This is a genomic window from Frigoribacterium sp. PhB116, from assembly GCF_004364285.1.
Classification (GTDB): domain Bacteria; phylum Actinomycetota; class Actinomycetes; order Actinomycetales; family Microbacteriaceae; genus Frigoribacterium.
Window position 1 is genome coordinate 84478 of the sequence record NZ_SOBE01000003.1, and the last position, 19414, is coordinate 103891.

At 72.3% G+C, this 19414-nt stretch carries 15 protein-coding genes; 4 read left to right on the forward strand and 11 right to left on the reverse strand.

What is annotated here, in order from left to right; genetic code table 11:
* Window positions 1–2 precede the first annotated feature (2 nt).
* The 6 genes from EDF20_RS11705 to EDF20_RS11730 form a co-directional block, all read right to left on the reverse strand.
* Entirely contained in the window at window positions 3–1760 is a 1758-nt protein-coding gene (locus tag EDF20_RS11705; RefSeq protein WP_123548520.1) for an ABC transporter ATP-binding protein, read from the reverse strand.
* Window positions 1757–2713, reverse strand: coding sequence for an ABC transporter permease (locus EDF20_RS11710; protein WP_123548519.1), 957 nt, complete (start codon window positions 2711–2713; stop codon window positions 1757–1759). The genes EDF20_RS11705 and EDF20_RS11710 overlap by 4 nt, the downstream gene beginning before the upstream one ends.
* Window positions 2710–3690, reverse strand: a complete 981-nt coding sequence (locus EDF20_RS11715) for an ABC transporter permease (protein ID WP_123548518.1) — start codon at window positions 3688–3690, stop codon at window positions 2710–2712. The genes EDF20_RS11710 and EDF20_RS11715 overlap by 4 nt, the downstream gene beginning before the upstream one ends.
* Window positions 3687–5366: an ABC transporter substrate-binding protein gene (locus tag EDF20_RS11720; RefSeq protein WP_133738793.1), complete on the reverse strand. Its 1680-nt coding sequence runs from the start codon at window positions 5364–5366 to the stop codon at window positions 3687–3689. Before EDF20_RS11720 ends, EDF20_RS11715 begins: the two co-directional genes overlap by 4 nt.
* Window positions 5367–5579: 213 nt before the next feature.
* The gene (locus tag EDF20_RS11725) at window positions 5580–6806 is read right to left on the reverse strand and encodes a LacI family DNA-binding transcriptional regulator (protein WP_133738794.1); all 1227 of its coding nucleotides are present in this window, start codon (window positions 6804–6806) and stop codon (window positions 5580–5582) included.
* A gap of 161 nt (window positions 6807–6967) precedes the next feature.
* The gene (locus EDF20_RS11730) at window positions 6968–9526 is read right to left on the reverse strand and encodes a S8 family serine peptidase (RefSeq protein WP_133738795.1); all 2559 of its coding nucleotides are present in this window, start codon (window positions 9524–9526) and stop codon (window positions 6968–6970) included.
* A gap of 374 nt (window positions 9527–9900) precedes the next feature.
* On the opposite strand from EDF20_RS11730, the gene acs reads away from it, so the two are divergent.
* Window positions 9901–11991 carry an acetate--CoA ligase gene (gene acs / locus EDF20_RS11735; protein ID WP_133738796.1) on the forward strand — a complete coding sequence of 697 codons (2091 nt, stop codon included), beginning with the start codon at window positions 9901–9903 and terminating at the stop codon, window positions 11989–11991.
* A 221-nt stretch (window positions 11992–12212) separates the two neighbouring features.
* Here acs and EDF20_RS11740 read toward each other — a convergent pair whose 3' ends face one another.
* On the reverse strand, window positions 12213–13625 hold the full coding sequence (locus tag EDF20_RS11740; RefSeq protein ID WP_133738797.1) for a hypothetical protein: 1413 nt from the start codon (window positions 13623–13625) through the stop codon (window positions 12213–12215).
* A 118-nt stretch (window positions 13626–13743) separates the two neighbouring features.
* On the opposite strand from EDF20_RS11740, the gene EDF20_RS11745 reads away from it, so the two are divergent.
* From EDF20_RS11745 to EDF20_RS11755, 3 genes are all read left to right on the forward strand, one after another.
* Window positions 13744–14346, forward strand: a complete 603-nt coding sequence (locus EDF20_RS11745; protein WP_133738907.1) for a nitroreductase family protein — start codon at window positions 13744–13746, stop codon at window positions 14344–14346.
* A 280-nt stretch (window positions 14347–14626) separates the two neighbouring features.
* Complete coding sequence (locus EDF20_RS11750) at window positions 14627–15760, forward strand: DUF4190 domain-containing protein (protein ID WP_133738798.1); 1134 nt, start codon at window positions 14627–14629, stop codon at window positions 15758–15760.
* A gap of 118 nt (window positions 15761–15878) precedes the next feature.
* On the forward strand, window positions 15879–16676 hold the full coding sequence (locus tag EDF20_RS11755; protein ID WP_133738799.1) for an isocitrate lyase/phosphoenolpyruvate mutase family protein: 798 nt from the start codon (window positions 15879–15881) through the stop codon (window positions 16674–16676).
* Between the two features lie 196 nt (window positions 16677–16872).
* On the opposite strand, the gene EDF20_RS11760 is transcribed toward EDF20_RS11755, so the two are convergent.
* The 4 genes from EDF20_RS11760 to EDF20_RS11775 form a co-directional block, all read right to left on the reverse strand.
* Window positions 16873–18117, reverse strand: coding sequence for a YihY/virulence factor BrkB family protein (locus EDF20_RS11760; protein WP_208292636.1), 1245 nt, complete (start codon window positions 18115–18117; stop codon window positions 16873–16875).
* A 143-nt stretch (window positions 18118–18260) separates the two neighbouring features.
* A complete protein-coding gene (locus EDF20_RS11765) occupies window positions 18261–18536 on the reverse strand; it encodes a DUF3618 domain-containing protein (protein WP_123548510.1) in 276 nt (91 codons plus the stop codon).
* Window positions 18536–18976: a phage holin family protein gene (locus EDF20_RS11770; RefSeq protein WP_123548509.1), complete on the reverse strand. Its 441-nt coding sequence runs from the start codon at window positions 18974–18976 to the stop codon at window positions 18536–18538. The genes EDF20_RS11765 and EDF20_RS11770 overlap by 1 nt, the downstream gene beginning before the upstream one ends.
* The gene (locus EDF20_RS11775) at window positions 18969–19322 is read right to left on the reverse strand and encodes a YtxH domain-containing protein (RefSeq protein ID WP_123548508.1); all 354 of its coding nucleotides are present in this window, start codon (window positions 19320–19322) and stop codon (window positions 18969–18971) included. Before EDF20_RS11775 ends, EDF20_RS11770 begins: the two co-directional genes overlap by 8 nt.
* Window positions 19323–19414 lie beyond the last annotated feature (92 nt).

Genomic DNA, 19414 nt, shown 5'->3' on the forward strand with positions numbered 1-19414 from the left:
GGTCAGGAGGCGCGGTGCGTGCGCCGCGGGTTCGGCACGGCGTCGAGCAGGCGCACCGTGTACGGGTCCGTCGGCCGCTGCAGCACCTCGGCGGTGCGGCCGCGCTCGACCACGGCGCCGTCATGCAGCACCATCACGTCGTCGGTGATGAGCCGCGCGCTGAGCAGGTCGTGCGTGATGTAGAGCATCGAGACCCCCCACTGCTCGCGGAGGTCCTCGAGCAGGGCGAGCACGCCGGCCCGCAGCGACACGTCGAGCATCGAGACGGGCTCGTCCGCGATGATCACCTGCGGGTCGCTCGCGAGCGCGCGGGCGATGACGACGCGCTGCCGCTGACCGCCGGAGAGCTGGTGCGGCAGCTTCGCCGCGAACTGCTCTACCGGCGTCAGGCCGACCGTCTCGAGCAGCTCCAGGACGCGGCGCCGCGCCTCCTGCCCTCGCAGCCCCGTGTAGTTCACGACCGGCCGGGTGAGCGTGTACTCGACGGTGTGCAGCGGGTTGAGGGCCGAGTACGGGTCCTGGAACACCATCTGCACGTCGCTGCGCAGGTCGCGGAGGCCGCGTCCGCGGACCTTCGTGACGTCCACGTCGCCGAACGTGATGGTGCCCTCGCTCGGCTTCTCGACGCCGGTGACCATGCGCGCGATCGTGCTCTTGCCCGAGCCCGACTGGCCGACGAGGGCGAGCGACTGGCCCGGCTCGAGGGTGAACGACACGTCGCGGACGGCCCGCACGGGCTCCTCGCCGCGACGAGGAGGCGCGTAGGTCTTGCTGACCCCGGTCACGGTGATCGCGCTCTGGGCGACCTTCGTGCTGCGCGTGCCGACGCTCGGCGTGCTGGTGGTCGTGTCGACGCGGCGCTCGCCCCGGGCCCGGCGCACCGCCCTGTCCTCGAAGCCGGGCAGCGAGACCACCTCGGCACGGGGGTCGGCGTAGTGCGACAGCAGCATCTGCGTGTACTCGTGCTGCGGGTCGGCGAGCACGTCGGCGGAGCGGCCGTCCTCGACGATGCGACCCTCGTGCATCACGAGCACCCGCTCGGTCGCCTCGAGCACGATGCCGAGGTCGTGGCTGATCAGCACGGCCGTGAAGCCCTCGCTCTGCTGCAGCGAGATGATCGTGTCCATCACGGCGTGCTGCACGAGCACGTCGAGCGCCGTGGTCGGCTCGTCGAACACCATCAGCTGCGGCTCGAGCGACAGGGCGAGGGCGATCGAGACGCGCTGGCGCATGCCGCCGCTCAGCTCTCCGGGGAACCGCGCGAGCACCTTCGGGTCGAGCTCGACCTTCTGCACGAGCTCGGCGGCACGGGAGTCCCAGCGCTCGCGCGGCACGTGGCCGTGGGCCTTGAAGATGTCGACGAAGTGCTTGTGGATCGTGCGCACCGGGTTGAGCGCGTTCATGCCCGACTGCAGCACCATCGCGAAGCCGCCCTGGCGCTGCTGCCGCAGGGCCTCGGCGTCGAGGTCGCGGATGTCGGCGCCGTCGAAGACGATGCTGCCGCCGTTGGTGCGCGCCGGCGGCTTCTGCAGCCGCGTCAGCGCGTAGCCGAGCGTCGACTTGCCCGAGCCGGACTCGCCGACCAGGCCGACGAACTCGCCGCGGCGCAGGGAGAACGACACGTGGTCGACGGCCTGCACCGGCGTCGAGGCGGCCGACTCGTAGACGACGCTGAGGTCGCGCACGTCCAACAACGGGGCGTCGCCGGCGGTCGTCGTCGTCGAGGAGGCGGGCTGGTTCGTGAGGTCTGCGGCGGTCATCGACGCGCCTCCTTCTTCTTGGACGTGCCCTCGCGCAGGCGCGGGTTGCTGACGGCGTCGACGCCGAAGTTGATCAGCGTGAGGCTCATCGCCAGCAGGGCGATGCAGAGGCCGGGGGCGAACAGGAGGATCCACTGCCCGGTGAGCAGGGCGTTGGAGTTCTGCGCCCAGTAGAGGATCGTGCCCCAGCTGACGATCGACGAGTCGCCGAGCCCCAGGAACTCGAGGCCCGCCTCCGCCAGGATCGCGCTGGTGGCCGCTCCGAAGAACGAGCCGACGATCAGCGACGTCATGTTCGGCAGGATCTCGCGGAACACGATGCGGGTCGCGCCCTCGCCCGAGAACCGGGCGGCCTCGACGAAGTCGCGCGACCGCAGCGACTGCGTCTGGCTTCGCAGCACCCGCGCGCCCCAGGCCCAGCCGGTCACGACGATCACGGCGATGATGACCGCGATGCCGCCGTTCTGCAGGTAGGCCGCGATCACGATCATCAGGGGCAGGCCGGGGATGACGAGGAACAGGTTGACGACGAAGCCGACCACCTCGGCGGCGGGGCCGCGCATGTAGCCCCAGCTGAGGCCGATCGCGACGGCGACGAGCGTCGCGGCGATGCCGGCCACGAAGCCGACGAACACGCTGATCCGGGCGCCCCAGATCAGCTGGCTGAGGACGTCCTCGCCGGCGGCGGTCGTGCCCATCCAGTGGGCCCAGGAGGCGTCCTGGTTGCGCTCGAACCCGTTCTCGCTGCCGCCGTAGGGGGCGATCAGCGGGGCGAACACGGCCATCAGGACGAAGACGCCGAGGACGACGATGCCGATCTTGGCCTTGGGGTTCGACCACACGACGCCGGCGGTGCGCAGCACGGTCTTCCAGGCGCTGGGCGCGGCCTGCTCGGCGGCGGGGCCGGCAGGGTCGCCGCCCTCGGGGAGACGGACGGACACGGTGGAGGTCATCGGCGGGTCCTTGGGTCGAGCACGCCGTACAAGATGTCGACGAGGAAGTTGGCGACGAGCACGCTCACGGTGATCATCAGGAAGAGGGCCTGCATCAGCGGGTAGTCCTGGCCGATGACGGCGTTGAACAGCAGGTAGCCGATGCCGGGGTAGCCGAAGACCTGCTCGACGAGGATCGAGCCGCCGACCACCCCGCCGAGGGCGAGGCCGAAGCCGGTGAGGTTCGGCAGGATCGCGTTGCGGGCGGCGTAGCGGACGGCGACCGTCCGGCCCTTCAGGCCGTTCGCCTCCGCGAAGGTCACGTAGTCGTCGCCGAGCGTGTTGATCATCGCGTTCCGCATGCCGAGGATCCAGCCGCCGAGGCTCGTGACGAGGATCGTCACCGCCGGCAGCACCGCGTGCAGCAGGGCGTCGCCGACGAACCCGGGCGTGAAGCCCGGCGTGGTCGTCGCGCCGTAGGCCCCCGTGGTCGGGAACCAGTGCAGCACGTAGCCGAGGAAGAAGAGGAGGAGCAGAGCCGTCCAGAAGTACGGGAACGTGCTCATGAAGCTGCCCGAGAGCGTCGGCAGCGAGTCGAGCCAGGTGCCGCGCTTCCAGGCCGCGGCGACGCCGATCAGGGTGCCGACCACGAAGGCGATCACGGTGCACGCGCCGACGAGGATCAGCGTGTACGGCAGAGCCTGCCCGACGAGGTGCCCGACCGTCTCGGGGAAGAACGTGTAGCTCGTCCCGAAGTCGAGCCGGACGACCTGGCCGAGGTAGGCGACGTACTGCTGCAGCACGTTGCCGTCGGGCACGCCGAGCTGGGCCTCGATGGCGGCACGGGTCGCCTCGGTCACGGGGCCGTTCTGCGAGAGCTTCGCGATCGCGGCGTCGGTGGGGTCGCCGGGCATCAGCCGCGGCAAGATGAAGTTGAGCGTCACCGCCGCCCACAGGGTGAGGACGAAGAGGCCGAGCTTCTGGGCTGCGTACTTCACTGGTCGTCACCGCCCTGGTCGACTCGCTTCAGCTTCGTGAAGATCAGCAGCGGCGCCTGGTCGTAGTTCTGGGGTGCCATGTACGGGTCCTTCGCGCTGGGCCAGCCGGTGAACTTCGAGTCGTTGAACAGGCCCCAGAGGCCGCCGTAGTAGAGGCCGATGACCGGCTTCTGCTCGTAGACGACGTTCTGCAGGGCGTACGAGAGGCGCTGCTGCTCGGCGGGGTCGATCGCGGCCTTCCACTCGTCGAGCAGCTCGTCGACGGCAGGGTCGCTGAAGCGGCCGAAGTTCGAGGCCGTCGTCTCGCCGATCGGCGTCGCGAACCCGCTGTTGAGCAGCGTGTTGTAGGCCTGGTAGGTGTTGCCGTTGCCCATGCCGCCGAGCGCCATGTCGAACTCGCCGTTCGCGATGGCCGACTGGTAGCCGGCAGGCTGGGGAGCCTGGATCTGCACGTCGATGCCGATCGCGCCCAGCTGTGCCCGCACCTCCTGCACGGCCCTCAGCCAGTCGGTGTAGCCGTTGGCGGTGAGGATCGTGATGCGCAGCTGCTGGCCGTCCGAGCCGACCAGCTGGTCGCCCTGCTGCGTGTAGCCGGCCTGCGCGAACGCGGCGAGGGCGCCGTCGACGTCCTGGCCGATCACTCCCTCGTCGGGGATCGAGGGGTCGAGGTCGTCCTGCTGGTTGGGCAGGATGAGGCCGGTCTGCCCGGCCGGCTCGAGGTAGCCCTCGGTGGCCGACTCGGCGATCTGGTCGCGGTCGAGCGCCAGCGCGATGCCGTTCCGCACGTTCAGGTCGTCGAAGGGCGCCTTGGTGAGGTTCGGCATCAGGCCGATCACACCGCCCGGCGGGAACCAGTACGAGTTGGTGTCGCTCGCCGCGCCCCAGGTGCCCTCGACGTCGCTGATGAACGAGTACGCCCAGTCGTAGCCGCGCGTGACGGTGTCGAGCTGGTTGTTGGTCGCGGGCAGGATCAGGTGTCCGATGTCGATCTTCTCGGCCTGCCAGTAGGACTCGTTCTTGTCCATCGAGTACTGCATCGCCGAGTAGTTGCCGAGCGTGAACGGGCCCGTGCCGACCGGGTCGGGGTTGCGGTACGTCGCGGGGTCGTCGACCTCGCTCCACAGGTGCTCGGGGACGATCGTCGTCTGGCCGATGATCTCCATCGCCGGGACGTCGTCGGTCTGCAGGTGGAAGACGACGTGGTCGCCCTGCTGCTCGACCGTGTCGATGTGCTGCCAGGCGCCCTTGAGGTCGAGCGCGGGGTTCGCCTTGATCAGGTCGAACGTGTACACGACGTCCTCGGGCGTCATCGGCTCGCCGTCGGACCACTCGACGCCGTCGCGGATCGTCATGTCGACCGTGCGCGCGTCGGGCAGCGTCGTCTCGCTCGCGAGCCACGGCGTGATCTCGCCGTCGAGGGGGTTGATCTCGAGCAGGGGCTCGTAGATCCACGTGGAGGCGGTGCGCTTGTTCGTGAGGAACGGGTTGAAGTTCCGCTCGAACTGCGGGTTGCCCTTGTCGGCGTTGATCAGCATCGTGTCGGCGCCGATCGTCGGGTCGGGCTCGCTGCGGATCTGGATGCTGCAGCCGGTGGCCACGAGCACCACGGCGGTGGCAGCGGCCAGGGCCGCCACGGCGGTGCGCGCTCGGGCGCGGTGTCTGTGCGTGTGCGTCATCGCCACGGTTCTCTCATTCGTCGTCGAGGTGAGCATCGTCAGTGTAAGCGCATACATCGCTGCGGCGCAACGGTGCCGCAGCGCACTCGCGGTGCGTCGGCATGAACCGCGTTCCGAACCATGAACCGCGTTTTGTCTCGGTTCATGGTCCGGAACGCGGTTCGGGGCGGGACCAGGGCTGGGCCGGGCCCGGGGGGGGGGGGGGGGGGGGGGTCAGCGGGCCGGGCAGCTCTCGCGCAGCAGGACCTCGACCGGCAGGGTCAACCGCTGAGGAGGCGCGGTCGGGTCGGTCAGCCGCGTCACGATGGTGCGCACCGCGACCCGGCCGAGGTCGTTCATCGGCTGGCGCACCGTCGTGAGGCGCGGGGTGGAGAAGCGGCCCGCCTCGATGCCGTCGAAGCCCGTCACGGCGACCCGGCCCGGCACGTCCACCCCGTGCGCGACGAACGCGTCGAGCACGCCGAGCGCCGACTGGTCGTTGGCGCAGACGACGGCCTGCGGGATCGGGGCGGAGGAGGCGACCAGCGCCTCCCCGGCTCGCCTGCCGCCCTCGCGCGAGAAGTCGCCGCGCTCGACGCGTACGCGGACCGCGCCGTGTCCCTGCCGCGTGGCGGCCGCCGTGGCCGCCGCGACGGCCTGGTCGAAGCCGCGGTGCCGGTCGGCCTCGTCGGGAGAGTCGCCGGGGCCGGCCACGTAGACGAGGTCGGCGACCGGGCCACGGGCGTCGCCCGGCTCGCGCGCCCCGCCCGCCGCGCGGCCGAGGACGAACTCGGTCAGGGCGCGCATGCCCGCGGCGTTGTCGACGCTGACGTGGTCGAGCTCGTCGCCCGGACGCGAGTCGGCGAGCACGACGACGGGGATGCGGCGCGACACGTGCGCGAGCAGGTCGTCGGGCACGGTCTGGGCGAGGACGGCGAGGCCGTCCACACGACCCGCGATGTCGTTGAGCATGACCTCCCGGCTGGAGCCCCGACCGGCGGCGACCATGAGGGCGAAGCCGCGCCTCCAGGACTCGACCTCCGCGCCGCGCAGCACCTCGTCGAAGTACAGGTTCGCCGGGTTGGACGCGGTGCGGGGGGCGTCGATCGCCGCATCGGTGCCGGTCCCGGTGTGGGTGCCGGTCGGCGCAGGAGGCGTCGGTCGCCCCTCGCGGTCGTCGATCAGCGGGATGCGGCTCGCGTCCGCGACGCGCTCCCAGTCGGGCTCGGGCAGGTCGATGCCGTCGTGCCCGGGGAGGAACAGGCCGAGCACGCCGTGACGACGACCCGCGAGGCCGCGCGCGGCGCCGCTCGGCACGTAGCCGAGCGACCGCACGGAGTCGAGCACGCGGGCCCGCGTCTCGGGACGCACGTCGTCGGGACGACGGAGCACGCGGGAGACGGTGGCGATCGAGACGCCCGCGTGGGCGGCCACGTCGTAGACGGTGGGGGCCTTGGTCACGGGGTCCGTCCGGCGCAGGGCATGGCGTCCATCCTAGGCACGGGGTGCCGCTCGGGCAGAGGGGCAGGGCGGGGCGAGGGGCGCGCGACGCGACGGAGCCGCCCGTCCGGGAAGGACGAGCGGCTCCGTCGCGAGCGAGGGTCGCAGGGCGACCCTGCGGCCTAGCCCTCGACCCGCGCGTCGGCGCGACGGCGCAGGCGACGAGCCGCGACTAGCGCGCCGGCACCGGCGACGAGGAGGAGCAGAGCGGCCGACAGGGGCGCGCCCGGCTCCGAGCCGGTGTAGGCCAGGGCCCCGGCACGCGTCGAGGCGACCGGCACGACGCCGGTGCCCGCGGGCGTCGTGACGGGGACGACGCCGGTGCCCGGCACGGTGACCGGCGGCACGACGGCCGCGGCGGCGGCGCTGAACAGCACCGGGTCGGTGAACGTCGACGAGGTGCCGTCGGCGAGGACCTGCAGGGCGGTGGTGCCGTAGTCGCCGACCGGGACCCCGGTGAAGGAGGCGGTGAACGCGCCCGTCGCATCCGTCTGGATCGTCGACACCGAGAAGCCGAGGTCCGTGTCGAACGCGACCGGCTCCCCCGCCACATCGAGCCTGGCGGAGGGCGACGTGGGCGTCACCATCTGCTCGAAGCCCTCGAACTGGTCGGCCGTGGCGAGGACGACCGTGACCAGGGCGCCCGGCTGGGCCGTGCCGGTGACCGTCACGGTGCCGGCTTCCACGGTGGACCCGTCGACGGGAGCGGTGATCGCAGGCCCGGCCACCGCCTCCTCGACCAGCAGGTCGAGCGTCGCGCGGCTGCCCGCGTCGCCGGTCAGCTCGAGCGTCGTCGCACCGGCCGGGAGGAAGGGGCTGAGCACCGCGGGACCGACGAGGCGACCCTCGGCGTCGGCGGTGAACTCGCCGTCGAGGGGCTCCCCGTCGGCGCCGGTGACCGTGACGGTCTCGCCCGGGACGAAGTTCGCGCCGAGGACGCGGAAGGGACGACCCGCCTGGACCGTGCCGTCGGCGACCGCCGCGACCGGGCCGAGGGCCGGGACGAGATCCTCGGTGACCGCCGCGAAGGCGTTCACGACGCCCGCGCCGTAGAGCGACGGGTCGTCGCGCTTCGTGGCCTGCTGCTTCAGCAGCACCTGCAGCTCGGCGGGCGACGCGTCGGGGTGGGTCGCGGCGAGGAGGGCAGCGACGCCGGCGACATGCGGCGAGGCCATCGACGTGCCGTTGTAGGCCTCGTACAGGCCGCCGAAGACGGTGCTGAGGATGTTCGAGCCCGGTGCGCCGAGGTCGATGACGCCCGCGCCGAAGTTGGAGTACCGGGAGTCGAAGACGGGCTGGCCGTCGTCGCCGAGGCGGAGGGCCGACACCGTGACGACGCCGTCGATCTCGGCCGGGATGTCGGAGCAGCCCTCTGAGACGTCACGACCCTCGACGGGTGTCGTGTCGTTCGGGCTGGAGTCGTTCGTCGTCTTGTTCGCGAGGTCGTAGGACGAGTTGCCGGCGGCGGCGACGTTGAGCACGCCCTGCTGCTCGGAGAACTCGACGGCGCGGGTCACGGACTCGAGCGCCGGGGCCTGGTCGGCCTCGGTCGAGCACCAGAACTCCCACGGGTCGACGTAGTAGCTGTTGTTCGTCACGTCGAAGCCCTGGTCGGCGGCCCACATGAAGCCGCAGAGCGCGTACTCGGGGTAGATGAAGCCGTCGTAGTTGACGACCTTGACGCTCGCGAGCGTCGCGCCCGGCGCGATGCCGACGATGCCCACGCCGTTGTCCGCCGCGGCGATCGTGCCGGCGACGTGCGTGCCGTGCGACTCGGAGTCGTCCACGGGCACCCAGGCGGCCTGCGACTGGTCGGGCTGGCCGTTGACGGCACAGCCGACCGACTTCGAGGCGTCGACCTGACCGGCGAGGTCCGGGTGCGAGACGTCGATGCCGCTGTCGAGCACGCCGACGACGACGCCGTCGCCGTCCTCGATCTCCCGCGCCTCGGGGGCGCCGATCGCGGCCATGTCCCACTGCTGGGCCTCGAGCGGGTCGACCGGGGCGACCTCGGTGCCCAGGGGGCGGTCGAGGGACTGGGGGCCGGCGCCGGTCGCGCCGGCGGCGGGCGCGGTCGCGCCGGAGGTCGCGGGCACCTCTGCCGGCACCTCGACCTCGTCGTCGACGACCTCGGCCGTGCGGGTCGGCCCGGCCGACTCGACGCCGACCGTCCCGCGCATCGTGGCGAGGAAGTCGCCGTCACGGGACTGGGCCGTGACGACGCCGATCTCGGGGTACTGGGAGAGGACCACGCCGCCGGCGGCGACGACCGCGGCGGAGGCGTCCGCGACGGCGTCCGCGTTGCGCACGGTGGTGTTGACGACGTAGTTCATGACGATGCCGTCGGCCACGAGAGCCGACGCGGCGGGGACCTCGGCGGTCACGTCCTCCGTCTCGGCGGCGGGCGCCTCCGTGGCGGGGGCCTCAGCAGCGGGCGTCTCGGCCGGCGCCTCGACCGCGGGCGCCTCGACCGCGGGCGTCTCGGCCTCCGTCGGGGCGGCGGCCGCGGCAGCCGTGTCGGACGCACCCGACGCCGCGACGTCGGTGTCGGTGCCGTCGGCGCCGACCGGCGACACGGCCGGGTCGGCGGCGAACGCGGCGGTGGGTGCGAGCACGAGGGCGCTCGTGAGAGCCAGGGCGGTCGCCCAGCGCGCTCCCCGGCGTCGGGTGGATCTGATCACGTGGTGACTCCTGATGTCGGGCGCACGGCGACGGGCGCGAGCCCCGAGGAGCCTGGTCGCTCGGCCCCCTGGTCGAGCGGCCCCCGAGGCCGGATGTCCCCCAGACTAGGGGCCCCGTGTTTCCGGCGTGTGACGAGTGCGCGAAGCGGCCTGCCCGCCCGTACCCCGCGCACCGCCCCGCGGCTGCGGCCGTGCTCGCCGTCGCCGCCCGAAGCCGAGTGGTCAGGACAGGTCGTTCCTCGGCAGCAGAAAGACCGCATCTGACCACTCGGGGCCTTGGTGCGACGCGGGGCGGAGGAGGCGGCGAGCGCGGCCCGTTACGCGACGTGACGGGAGGCCCGGTGGGCCGGCCCGCGCCTCCGTACGCTCGGGTGATGGCCCCGCGCGACACCACCACGACCGCCCGCGACACCATCTCGAACCTGCTCGACGAGCGGCGGACGTTCCCGGCCCCGAGCGCGCTGGCCGCCGCCGCGAACGTCACGAGCGCCGAGCACGCGCGTGCCGCGGCCGATCCCGTCGCCTTCTGGGAGGAGCAGGCCCGCCGCCTCGAGTGGGAGGCCCCGTGGCACACGGCGCACACGTGGGAGCCGGTCCGCGAGCTCGCCGACGGCAGCCTCACGGTGCCCGAGGCGACCTGGTTCGCGGGCGGCCGCCTCAACGTCGCCGTCAACTGCGTCGACCGCCACGTCGCGGCCGGGAACGGCGAGAAGGTCGCGCTGCACGTCGAGGGCGAGCGCGGCGACCGGCGCGACGTCACCTACGCACAGCTGCAGCGCGAGGTCGTCAAGGCCGCGAACGGCCTCCGCAGCCTGGGGGTCGGCGAGGGCGACCGCGTCGTCGTCTACCTGCCCGTGATCGCCGAGACGATCGTCGTGACGCTCGCGATCGCGCGGATCGGCGCGATCCACTCGCTCGTCTTCGGCGGGTTCTCGGGCGAGGCGCTCAAGTTCCGGGTCGAGGACACGGGCGCGAAGCTGCTCGTCACCACCGACGGGCAGTTCCGGCGGGGCGCCGCGGTGCCGGTCAAGGCGAACGCCGACCACGCGGTGAGCGGCGAGAACCAGGTCGAGCACGTGCTCGTCGTGCGGCGCACCGGCGACGAGACGCCCGACGTCCCCTGGACCGAGGGCCGCGACCTCTGGTGGCACGACGTGGTCGACCCTCAGCCCGACACGGACGAGCCCGAGGCGTTCGACGCCGAGACTCCCCTCTTCATCATGTACACGAGCGGCACGACCGGGAAGCCGAAGGGCCTCGTGCACACGAGCGGCGGGTACCTCACGGCCGCGAGCTGGACCCACTGGGCCGTGTTCGACGCGAAGCCCGACGACGTGCACTGGTGCACGGCCGACCTCGCCTGGGTCACGGCGCACACCTACGAGATCTACGGCCCGCTCTCGAACGGCCTCACGCAGGTGATCTACGAGGGCACGCCCGACACCCCGCACCCCGCCCGCCACCTCGAGATCATCGAGCGCTACGGCGTCACGACCTACTACACGGCGCCGACCCTGGTGCGGACGCTCGCGTCGTGGTTCCCCGACGGGCTGCCGACCGACTTCGACCTGAGCTCGCTGCGGCTGCTCGGCACCGTCGGCGAGGCGATCAACCCGGAGGCGTGGGTCTGGTTCCGCGAGCAGTTCGGCCGGGGCGAGCTGCCGATCGTCGACACGTGGTGGCAGTCGGAGACGGGCGCGGCCGTGATGGCCCCGCTGCCCGGCGTCGACACCCTCAAGCCCGGGTCGTCGCTGCGCGCGCTGCCCGGCGTCTCGACCGCGATCGTCGACGAGGCCGGCGAGCGCGTGCCGAACGGCTCGGGCGGCTACCTCGTCGTGCAGCAGACGCCGCCGTCGCTGGCCCGCACCGTCTGGGGCGACCCGTCTCGTTACCGGGACAGCTACTGGGCGAAGTACTGGCGGCGGGGCTGGTTCTTCTCCGGCGACGGCGCCAAGTACGACGACGACGGCGACATCTGGCTGCTCGGCCGGGTCGACGACGTCATCAACGTGTCGGGCCACCGCCTCTCGACGATCGAGATCGAGTCGTCGCTGGTCGCCCACCCCCTCGTCGCCGAGGCGGCAGTCGTCGGAGTCTCGGACGCGCGCACCGGGCAGGCGATCGCCGCCTTCGTCGTGCCCGCGACCCGCCCCGCAGGAGGCGCGGTGCGCGACGCCGACGACGCCTCCGAACCGCAGGTCTGGGCCGCGCTCTCGGGGTCGGCTCCGGGCTCGCTGTCGCCCCTGCTGCGCGCCCACGTCGCCGACCAGATCGGCCCCGTGGCGAAGCCCGCGACGGTGCTCGTCGTCCCCGACCTGCCGAAGACCCGCTCGGGCAAGATCATGCGGCGGCTGCTGGGCGACGTGTCGGAGGGGCGCGAGCTCGGCGACACGACCAGCCTGCAGGACGCGTCGGTGCCGGGACGCATCGCGGCCGTCCTCGCGGAGGTGCAGGGCGCCTCTTGAGGTCTGCTGTCGGCTGGCGGATTAGTCGAAGGCTTTGATCGCCGCGCCTACATGAGGACTAGCCTCTTCGGCTCTTGCCGACCTGAGAGGACGCGCTGCGAAGGTTGGCAGCAGCGGGCGAGGTCGATTGAGATGTCGTGCCTGATCGGCGCCCGGCGATGCTGCTCACTGTGCCCCACCGGACCGTGTGACCGGGCTTGCGTGGCTCAGGAACTCGTGCGTCAGCTGCGGACATGTCGTTCTCCCTCGTCGCTTGCCTGTCGGTCGGTCGCAGAGTACCCCGGCCGCACAGGAGGAACACCGGACGCTCTCACTCGATTCGCGACCGTGAGGAGGAGAGCCACGACCGTGGAGACACTGGCCACGGTCCACCAGAGGACGTCGATCCACGGAGCCACGAGACCACCGACGATGCTGCCCGCCATCGCGAAGAGCCCAAGGGCGAAAGCGACGTTGACGGAACGGAGCGGGCTCAGCATCCAGGACGAGAGAGAGCTCTCCCTGCGTGCGGCTGCCAGACCGATCAACAACGCCGGCGCGGCCAGCATGAGCGCGGAGCCTCCGTTCTCGCTGTCTCGGAGGACGGACGCGGCGCCTGGCAAGGCGACGGCGAAGACCGAGATGGCCGAAGTCACCAGAGCCGCCGCCCATGTCAGTCGCCATGCCCCCCGACGTCGGACCCGGAGTTCGACCTCGGCCGTCGACGCGTGACCTGTCTCGAATCGACCGTGCGCATGTGCCACGGCTTCGCCGCCCACGTCGCGTGCCGTGGGGGAGGCACCCCCGAGAAGAGTGAGAGCCACGCAGTCGAGTTCGGGCGGCGTGCGGAACTCGAGATGGTAGGACTCAGCGTCAGAGGCGTTCATCATGGGCACGGTGAGCGTCGCCGTCGTGAGACCGAACGCGACGAGCGGGCGAGCGAGCCGCGTCAGCGGGGACGTGTCGACGGGCGGCCGGACCTCCCAGTGGAACGAGAACTTGAGGATCTGGCGTCGCCCCAGGTGCGCAGCCGGCACCAGAGCGACCAGCAGGAAGCTGCGTCCGAGGTCGCGGAGCAGGTCGCCCAGTTCGACACTCAGCTGATGACCGCGCCACAGCTGCTCGCCCGCCCAGGTGCCGTCCTCGGCAAGCGGCTCGATGGCAGCCTCGAGACGCGGGCCCTCAGGGCCGACGATGGCTCGGAGTGCACGGTTGACTGCCGAGCTGGTGGCGATGCCCTCGCGACCCAGAGCCCAGGTGAGGACTGAGAAAGCGATCGCCTGCCCGTCGTTCATCGTGAGCAGGGGCAGCGCGCGCCCGTCACTGCCCGTCGCGTCGAGGTGTCGCATCGGTCCTTTCGCGACCATCGCCAGAGGCACGATCGCGTCCCCCTCTACTCTGCTGAGGCGTCGCTTTCGCTCGCGAGGCTCGTAGGCGAGCCGTGCGTCAGGTGGTGGCGTGCAGTCGATCGAGTGGCGGATGCGCCCCCGATCGCCGTCGAGGGGCTGGACGCTCTCGACCCGTCGGTGCACCCATTCCCGCCATCTCATCACAGCGTCGAGGACCACCTCGCCCGTCTCGCTCCCGAACCTGTTCGCCGCGCCCGCGCCGTCCATGTCTCTCCCCTCGTGAGTCCTCATCTTGGCGGCGACCACCGACACGGGAGCACCGCGGGCCGGGAATCTTGCGTGCAGGGCAACGGTTCACCCCAGCGGCCCGACGTCGCGCCGGCCGTCCCCTCACCACCACCACGAAAGCCGGTTCACCGTGTCGATCTCCGAGACCACCTCCGCAGCCCCCTCCACCGTCCGCACCGCCGAGACCAGCGTGCCGATCGTCGACCTGCTCGACGAGCGCTGGAGCCCCCGCTCGTTCGACCCGACGGCGACGATCAGCGACGCGCAGCTCGACGCCCTGCTCGAGGCCGCCCGCTGGGCTCCCTCGGCGCAGAACCACCAGCCCCGCCGCTTCGTCGTCGCCCACCGCGGCACGGAGACCTTCGACACGATCGTCGGCGCCCTCCTCAGCTTCAACGCGATGTGGGCCGGCAACGCCTCCGCGCTGGTCGTCGCGCTGGCCGAGACCTCGACCGTCGAGGGCGACGACCGTCCGACCGCCGAGTACGACCTGGGCCAGGCCGTCGCGCACCTCAGCGTCCAGGCGCACGCGGAGGGCTTCCACACGCACCAGATGGCCGGCGTCGAGTGGGACAAGCTCGTGGCGGCGTTCGACCTGCCCGCGAACCTGAAGCCGGTCACCGTGACCGCCGTCGGCGTCGTCGACGAGGCCGACAAGCTGATCGAGGCGCTGGCCGAGCGCGAGACCGCGCCGCGCGTCCGCCTGTCGCTCGACGAGCTCGTGCTGCGCCGCGACTAGCCCCCCGCTGCGGCCGCTGGCGCTGCCGCTGCCCGCGCACTGCCCGTCCTGACCCCTCGGACCCGCGCGCACCCCTCGGCGCGAGCGAGGGCGTGCGCGGGTCCGAGGGGTCTTTTCGTGATGCGTCCGCGCAGGTCATCCGCACGGGCGACGGCGCAGGAGGCGCGGGTCATCCTGCAGGACCGCACCCGCGCCACCGGCGACGGACGACCGAGGAGGCGCAGCTCCGTAGCGTCGAGGACGGGCCGGTGGACGCCGGTCGCGCACGCGAGGAGACAGCATGACCGACGACCGCACACCTGCCGAGGGCACCGACGACGCCGACCGACACGCGACCGAGGAGCTCGGCCGCTCCGCACCTGACGCACCCCTCGCCCCGCCGGCGCAGTCCGCCCAGCCCGCAGGGCCGGCGCAGCCCGCAGGACCGGCCCAGCCCGCAGAGCCGGCGCAGCCCGCAGGACCGGCGCAGCCCGCAGGACCGGCGCAGCCGCCGGCCCTCAGCGGCGCGAGCGGCTGGGCGATCGCGGCCCTCGTCGTCGGCATCGGCGCGTTCCTCGTCGGGCTCGTGCCCGTGGTCGGCCTGCTGGTCGCGCTGGTCGGCGTCGCCCTCGGGGTCGTCGCGCTGGTGCGCCGTCGTCGGGCGCAGTCGGGTCTCGGCCTGGGGGTCACCGGCCTGGCGCTGTCGGGTCTCGCCGCCGTGACGAACGTCGCCGTGGTGGCCGTGCTCGTCGTGGCCGTGCCCGTCGGGGCCCGCCTCGCGGACGAGGCCGCGAGCAGCTGGTACGGCGGGGACACCGGGCAGGGCCTCGACGGCGACCCGTACGGCCCCGGCCAGGGCGACGGGTACGACGACGGCGACGGTGCCGCCGACCCCGCCGCCGTGACGACCCCGTGCTGGTCGTTCTCGCTCCCCGACGACGCCCGGGTGTCCGGAGACGACAGCGACGCCGACGCCTGCGCCACGTCCTTCGGCGTGGCCGACGACACCGCCGTCACGCCCGTGCAGGTCGTGACCGTGCCCGCCGCCGTCACCGCGGGCCTCGTCCCCGCGACGAGCACCGACCGTGTCGCCGACGCCGTCGCCGCCCTGCGTCCGAGCTGGCTGCCCGGCGTCGGCACGGTCGTCGGCGCGCCCGAGCAGACCACGCTCGACGGCCAGCCCGCCGCCCTCGTCCGGCTCGCGACCGGGGACGATCTCGGCACGCCCGCCGCCGTGGTCGTCGCGTGGTCCCCCGCGGACGCGACCGGCACCTCCTCGCTCACCCTCGTGACCGTCGGACCGGACACGGACACGGACACGGACACGGACCTCGGCTACGGCTCGGCCGGCGGCGCGTCCGCCGCCGCTCGCGCCGCAGCGACCGAGCGCACGCTCACGAGCCTCACCGGCACCTGGGACTGGGCCGGCCGCTGAGCCGCCCCGCCGCCGACACGAGACCGGGCCGGCCGCCGACCCGGCCGGGGCGCGCACCGCACGCGCACCTCCTCGTCCCCTGATGGCGCAGGAGGCGCGGGTGCGGTTGGCTGGGACCATGTCGATCTCCTCCACGGCCGCGAAGGCCGACCTGCTCCGCTCGCTGCACGTGCCCGGCGACCCGCTCGTGGTCACCAACGTGTGGGACAGCATCACTGCCCGCGTCGTCGCGGGCGCCCCGGGGGTCAGGGCCCTCGCCACCGCGTCGCACTCGATCAGCGAGGCCCACGGCGTCGAGGACGGCGAGGGGCTCGACGTCGACCAGATGCTCGACGCGGTCCGGCTCGTGATCCGAGCGGTCGACCTGCCCGTCTCCGTCGACTTCGAGAAGGCCTACGCGACCGACGCGGCCGGCACGCTCGACAACGTGTGGCGCCTGATCGAGGAGGGCGCCGCCGGCCTCAACCTCGAGGACAGCACGGGCAAGTCCAAGACGGAGCTCTACGACATCGACACCCAGGTGTCCAAGGTCGCGGCCGCCCGTCAGGCCGGCGACCGCGCCGGCGTGCCGATCGTCATCAACGCCCGAGTGGACGCGCTGGCCGGCGACCCCTCGCTCTTCGACGACGCCGTCCTTCGTGCGAACGCCTACCTCGACGCCGGTGCCGACTGCGCGTTCGTGCTCGGCCTGGGCACGGAGGACCTGGTCGCACGGGCACTCGACGAGATCCACGGCAAGGTCAGCGTCATCTCGGGGCCGGACTCGGTGCCGCTCGCGCGCCTCGCCGAGCTCGGCGTCTCGCGGGTCAGCTTCGGCCCGATGACGATGGGCCTGACCCTGTCGCACCTGCGCGACGCCGCCGAGCAGCTCACCGCCCGCGGCGACTACCCCCGCGAGCTCGGCTTCAGCTTCTAGCCGGCAGCCGGCAGCCGGCAGCCGGCAGCCGGCAGCGCGCGCCGCCGGCGGGCGGGTTCGTCGCCGCCGGGCCGTCGCGACGGACCGTGCACGACGGACTCGCCCGCTCTCGCCCGTCGACAGGACGCGGCACACGCACGCACGAGGCCCCGACGACTCACGTCGTCGGGGCCTCGTCTGTGTGCGGACACCAGGCTCAGTCGCGATCCTTCGCGGCCGCCTTCGCCTCGGCCTTGTCGGCCTTGCGCTTCGCCTTGGCCTCGGCCTTCGCCGTGTCGTCGGCGGCGTCGTCCTCCGCCTTGGCCCGGTCGAGGTCGTCGGAGTCGGCGTCCGCGTGGTCGTCGCCTCGACGGCCGTTCCCCTCGCGCTCCTCCTCCGCCTCCTGCCGCTCGATCGACTCGGCGGCGGCCTGGCGCAGGCGCATGCCGTCGAGCTCGTCCTGGGCGGCGACGGCCTGCTTCTTGTCGCTCTGGGCGGTGTCGCGAGGCGGCAGCAGGATGTCCTTCTCGGCCTTCATGCCGGCCTGCAGCTCGCGGCCGCGCTCGATCTCGGCGTCGAACTCGGCGCCGAAGAGCAACGCGAGGTTCGTGATCCAGAGCCAGAGCAGGAACACGATGACGGCACCGAGCGAGCCGTACGTCTTGTTGTAGTTGGAGAAGTTGGCCACGTAGAAGCCGAAGCCGACGCTCGCGATCATCCAGATGAGGATGGCGAGGAGCGAGCCCAAGCTCATCCAGCGGAACTTCGGCTGCTTCACGTTGGGCGAGAAGTAGAAGAGCACAGCGACGACCACCACCACGATGACCAGCAGCACGGGCCACTTGACGATGCCCCAGACGAAGACGGCGGTCGAGCCGAGGCCGATCACGTCACCGACGGTCTCGGCGACGTCGCCGCTCAGCACGAGGATCAGCCCCGCGACGACGATCAGCACCACGGTGAAGGCCGTGATGGCGAGCATGGTCGGACGGAGCTTCCAGATCGGACGCCCCTCGTCGATGTTGTAGATCCGGTTCATGGCGCGGCCGAAGCCGCCCACGTAGCCGGACGCCGACCAGAGGGCGCCGAGCACACCGGCGACGAAGGCGAACCCCGCGGCCTGCGAGCCGATCAGCTCCTGGATGGGACCGCGCAGGGTCTGGGCGATCGAGTCGCTGCCGAGCTGCGAGAGCAGCTGCAGGACGGCGTCGGTCGTCGGCCCGGCCTGGCCGAAGATGCCGAGCAACGAGACCACGGCGAGCAGGCCGGGGAAGATCGCGAGCACGGCGTAGTACGTCAGCGAGGCGGCGAGGTCGGTGCACTGGTCGGAGCCGAACTCGCGCAGGGTCTTCTTGAGGACGTAGCCCCACGACCGCTTGTGCAGGTCGTCGGGGCTGTCGGGCTTGCGCGCGTCGTCCGGGTCGGGTGCGGTCTGCTCTCGGGTGGAGCTGCTCTGCGCCATGGTCGTGGTCTTCCTGTCCTGGTGGTGCTCGCCCGGCAGGTGGTGCCGAACAGGTCTGTCGTGAGGGCCGTCCGTCCTGGCCCCCGGGTGAACAGTGCGCCGGGACGAGGGGGGCGTGAGCCCTCGTCGCCCCGACGCTGCCGTCAGCGGCGGGTGATCTTGACGATGCCGGCGACGATGGCTGCCGCACCGGCGACACCGGCGGCTGCGGCCGCGACCACGGGGGCCGGGTCGTCGTCGAGGCGGCGCTTGACGCTCGCCTTGAGGCGCCGGGCGTGGGCCGGCACGCTCAGCTTGTCCTCGATGGCGTCGAGGGTCTCCTTGAACTGCTCGCGGGTGCGGGCGATGTCCAGCTCGATCTCGGGGATGCTCGCGCCCTCGCGCGGGCCGGGCTTCTGGTCGCTCTTCTCGTCGCCCATCAGTCGCTCGTGCCCTTCGTGCTCGTGCTCTTCGTGCTGGTCCCCTTCAGCGCGGCCACGTCGGCCTTCACGCTGTCGACGGCCTGCTGCGGCACGGGCGGCACGCCCTTCTTGAGCGCCTTGACGCCCAGCAGCGCGAGCACGCCGGTGACCACCAGCAGCACGGCCGCCACTATCAGGGCAGCGAGCCACGGCGCCACCACGGTGGCGAGCCCCAACACGCCGGCGGTGATCAGCACGGCGAGGAGGAAGAAGCCGAAGAGCGCGGCGCCGACCAGCAGTCCTGCGCCGACCCCCGCCTCCTTCAGCTTGGTGACGAGCTCGGTCTTCGCGAGCTGGATCTCGCCCCTGATGAGACGGGAGATGAGCTCGGGCAGGCTGCCGAGCAGCGAGCCGAGCGACTTCTTGGTGCTCTGTTCCGGTGCCTTGAGGTCACTCACCGACGTTCACCCCGGGCAGCTTCGCGGCGCCCTCGCTGTCGGAGCCGGCGCTCTCGGCGCGGGTCTTGGCGGAGTCAGCGACGTCGTCGGCCTTGTCCGACGCCTTCGAGGCGACGGACTTGGCCTTCGAGGCCGCGTCGCCGGCGGCGCCCTGCAGCTTCTTGCCCACGACGGGGGCGTTCTCCTTCACGAAGTCCTCGGCCTGGTGGACCGTCTTCTGCACGGAGGGGTTCTCCCACAGGCTCTCGGCCTGCGACTTGATCTTGACGTAGGCACCGCGTCCGGCACGTGCTCCCAGCACGTAGCCCACAGCTGCTCCGGCGACGAAGAGGATCTTGCCCTTCATGAGTGCTCCATTCAGTTCGAGGTCGACCGGGCCCCAGCGGCCCAGGACACCAACGCTGGCACAGACCCCCGGGCACAGACCAGATTCCCAGT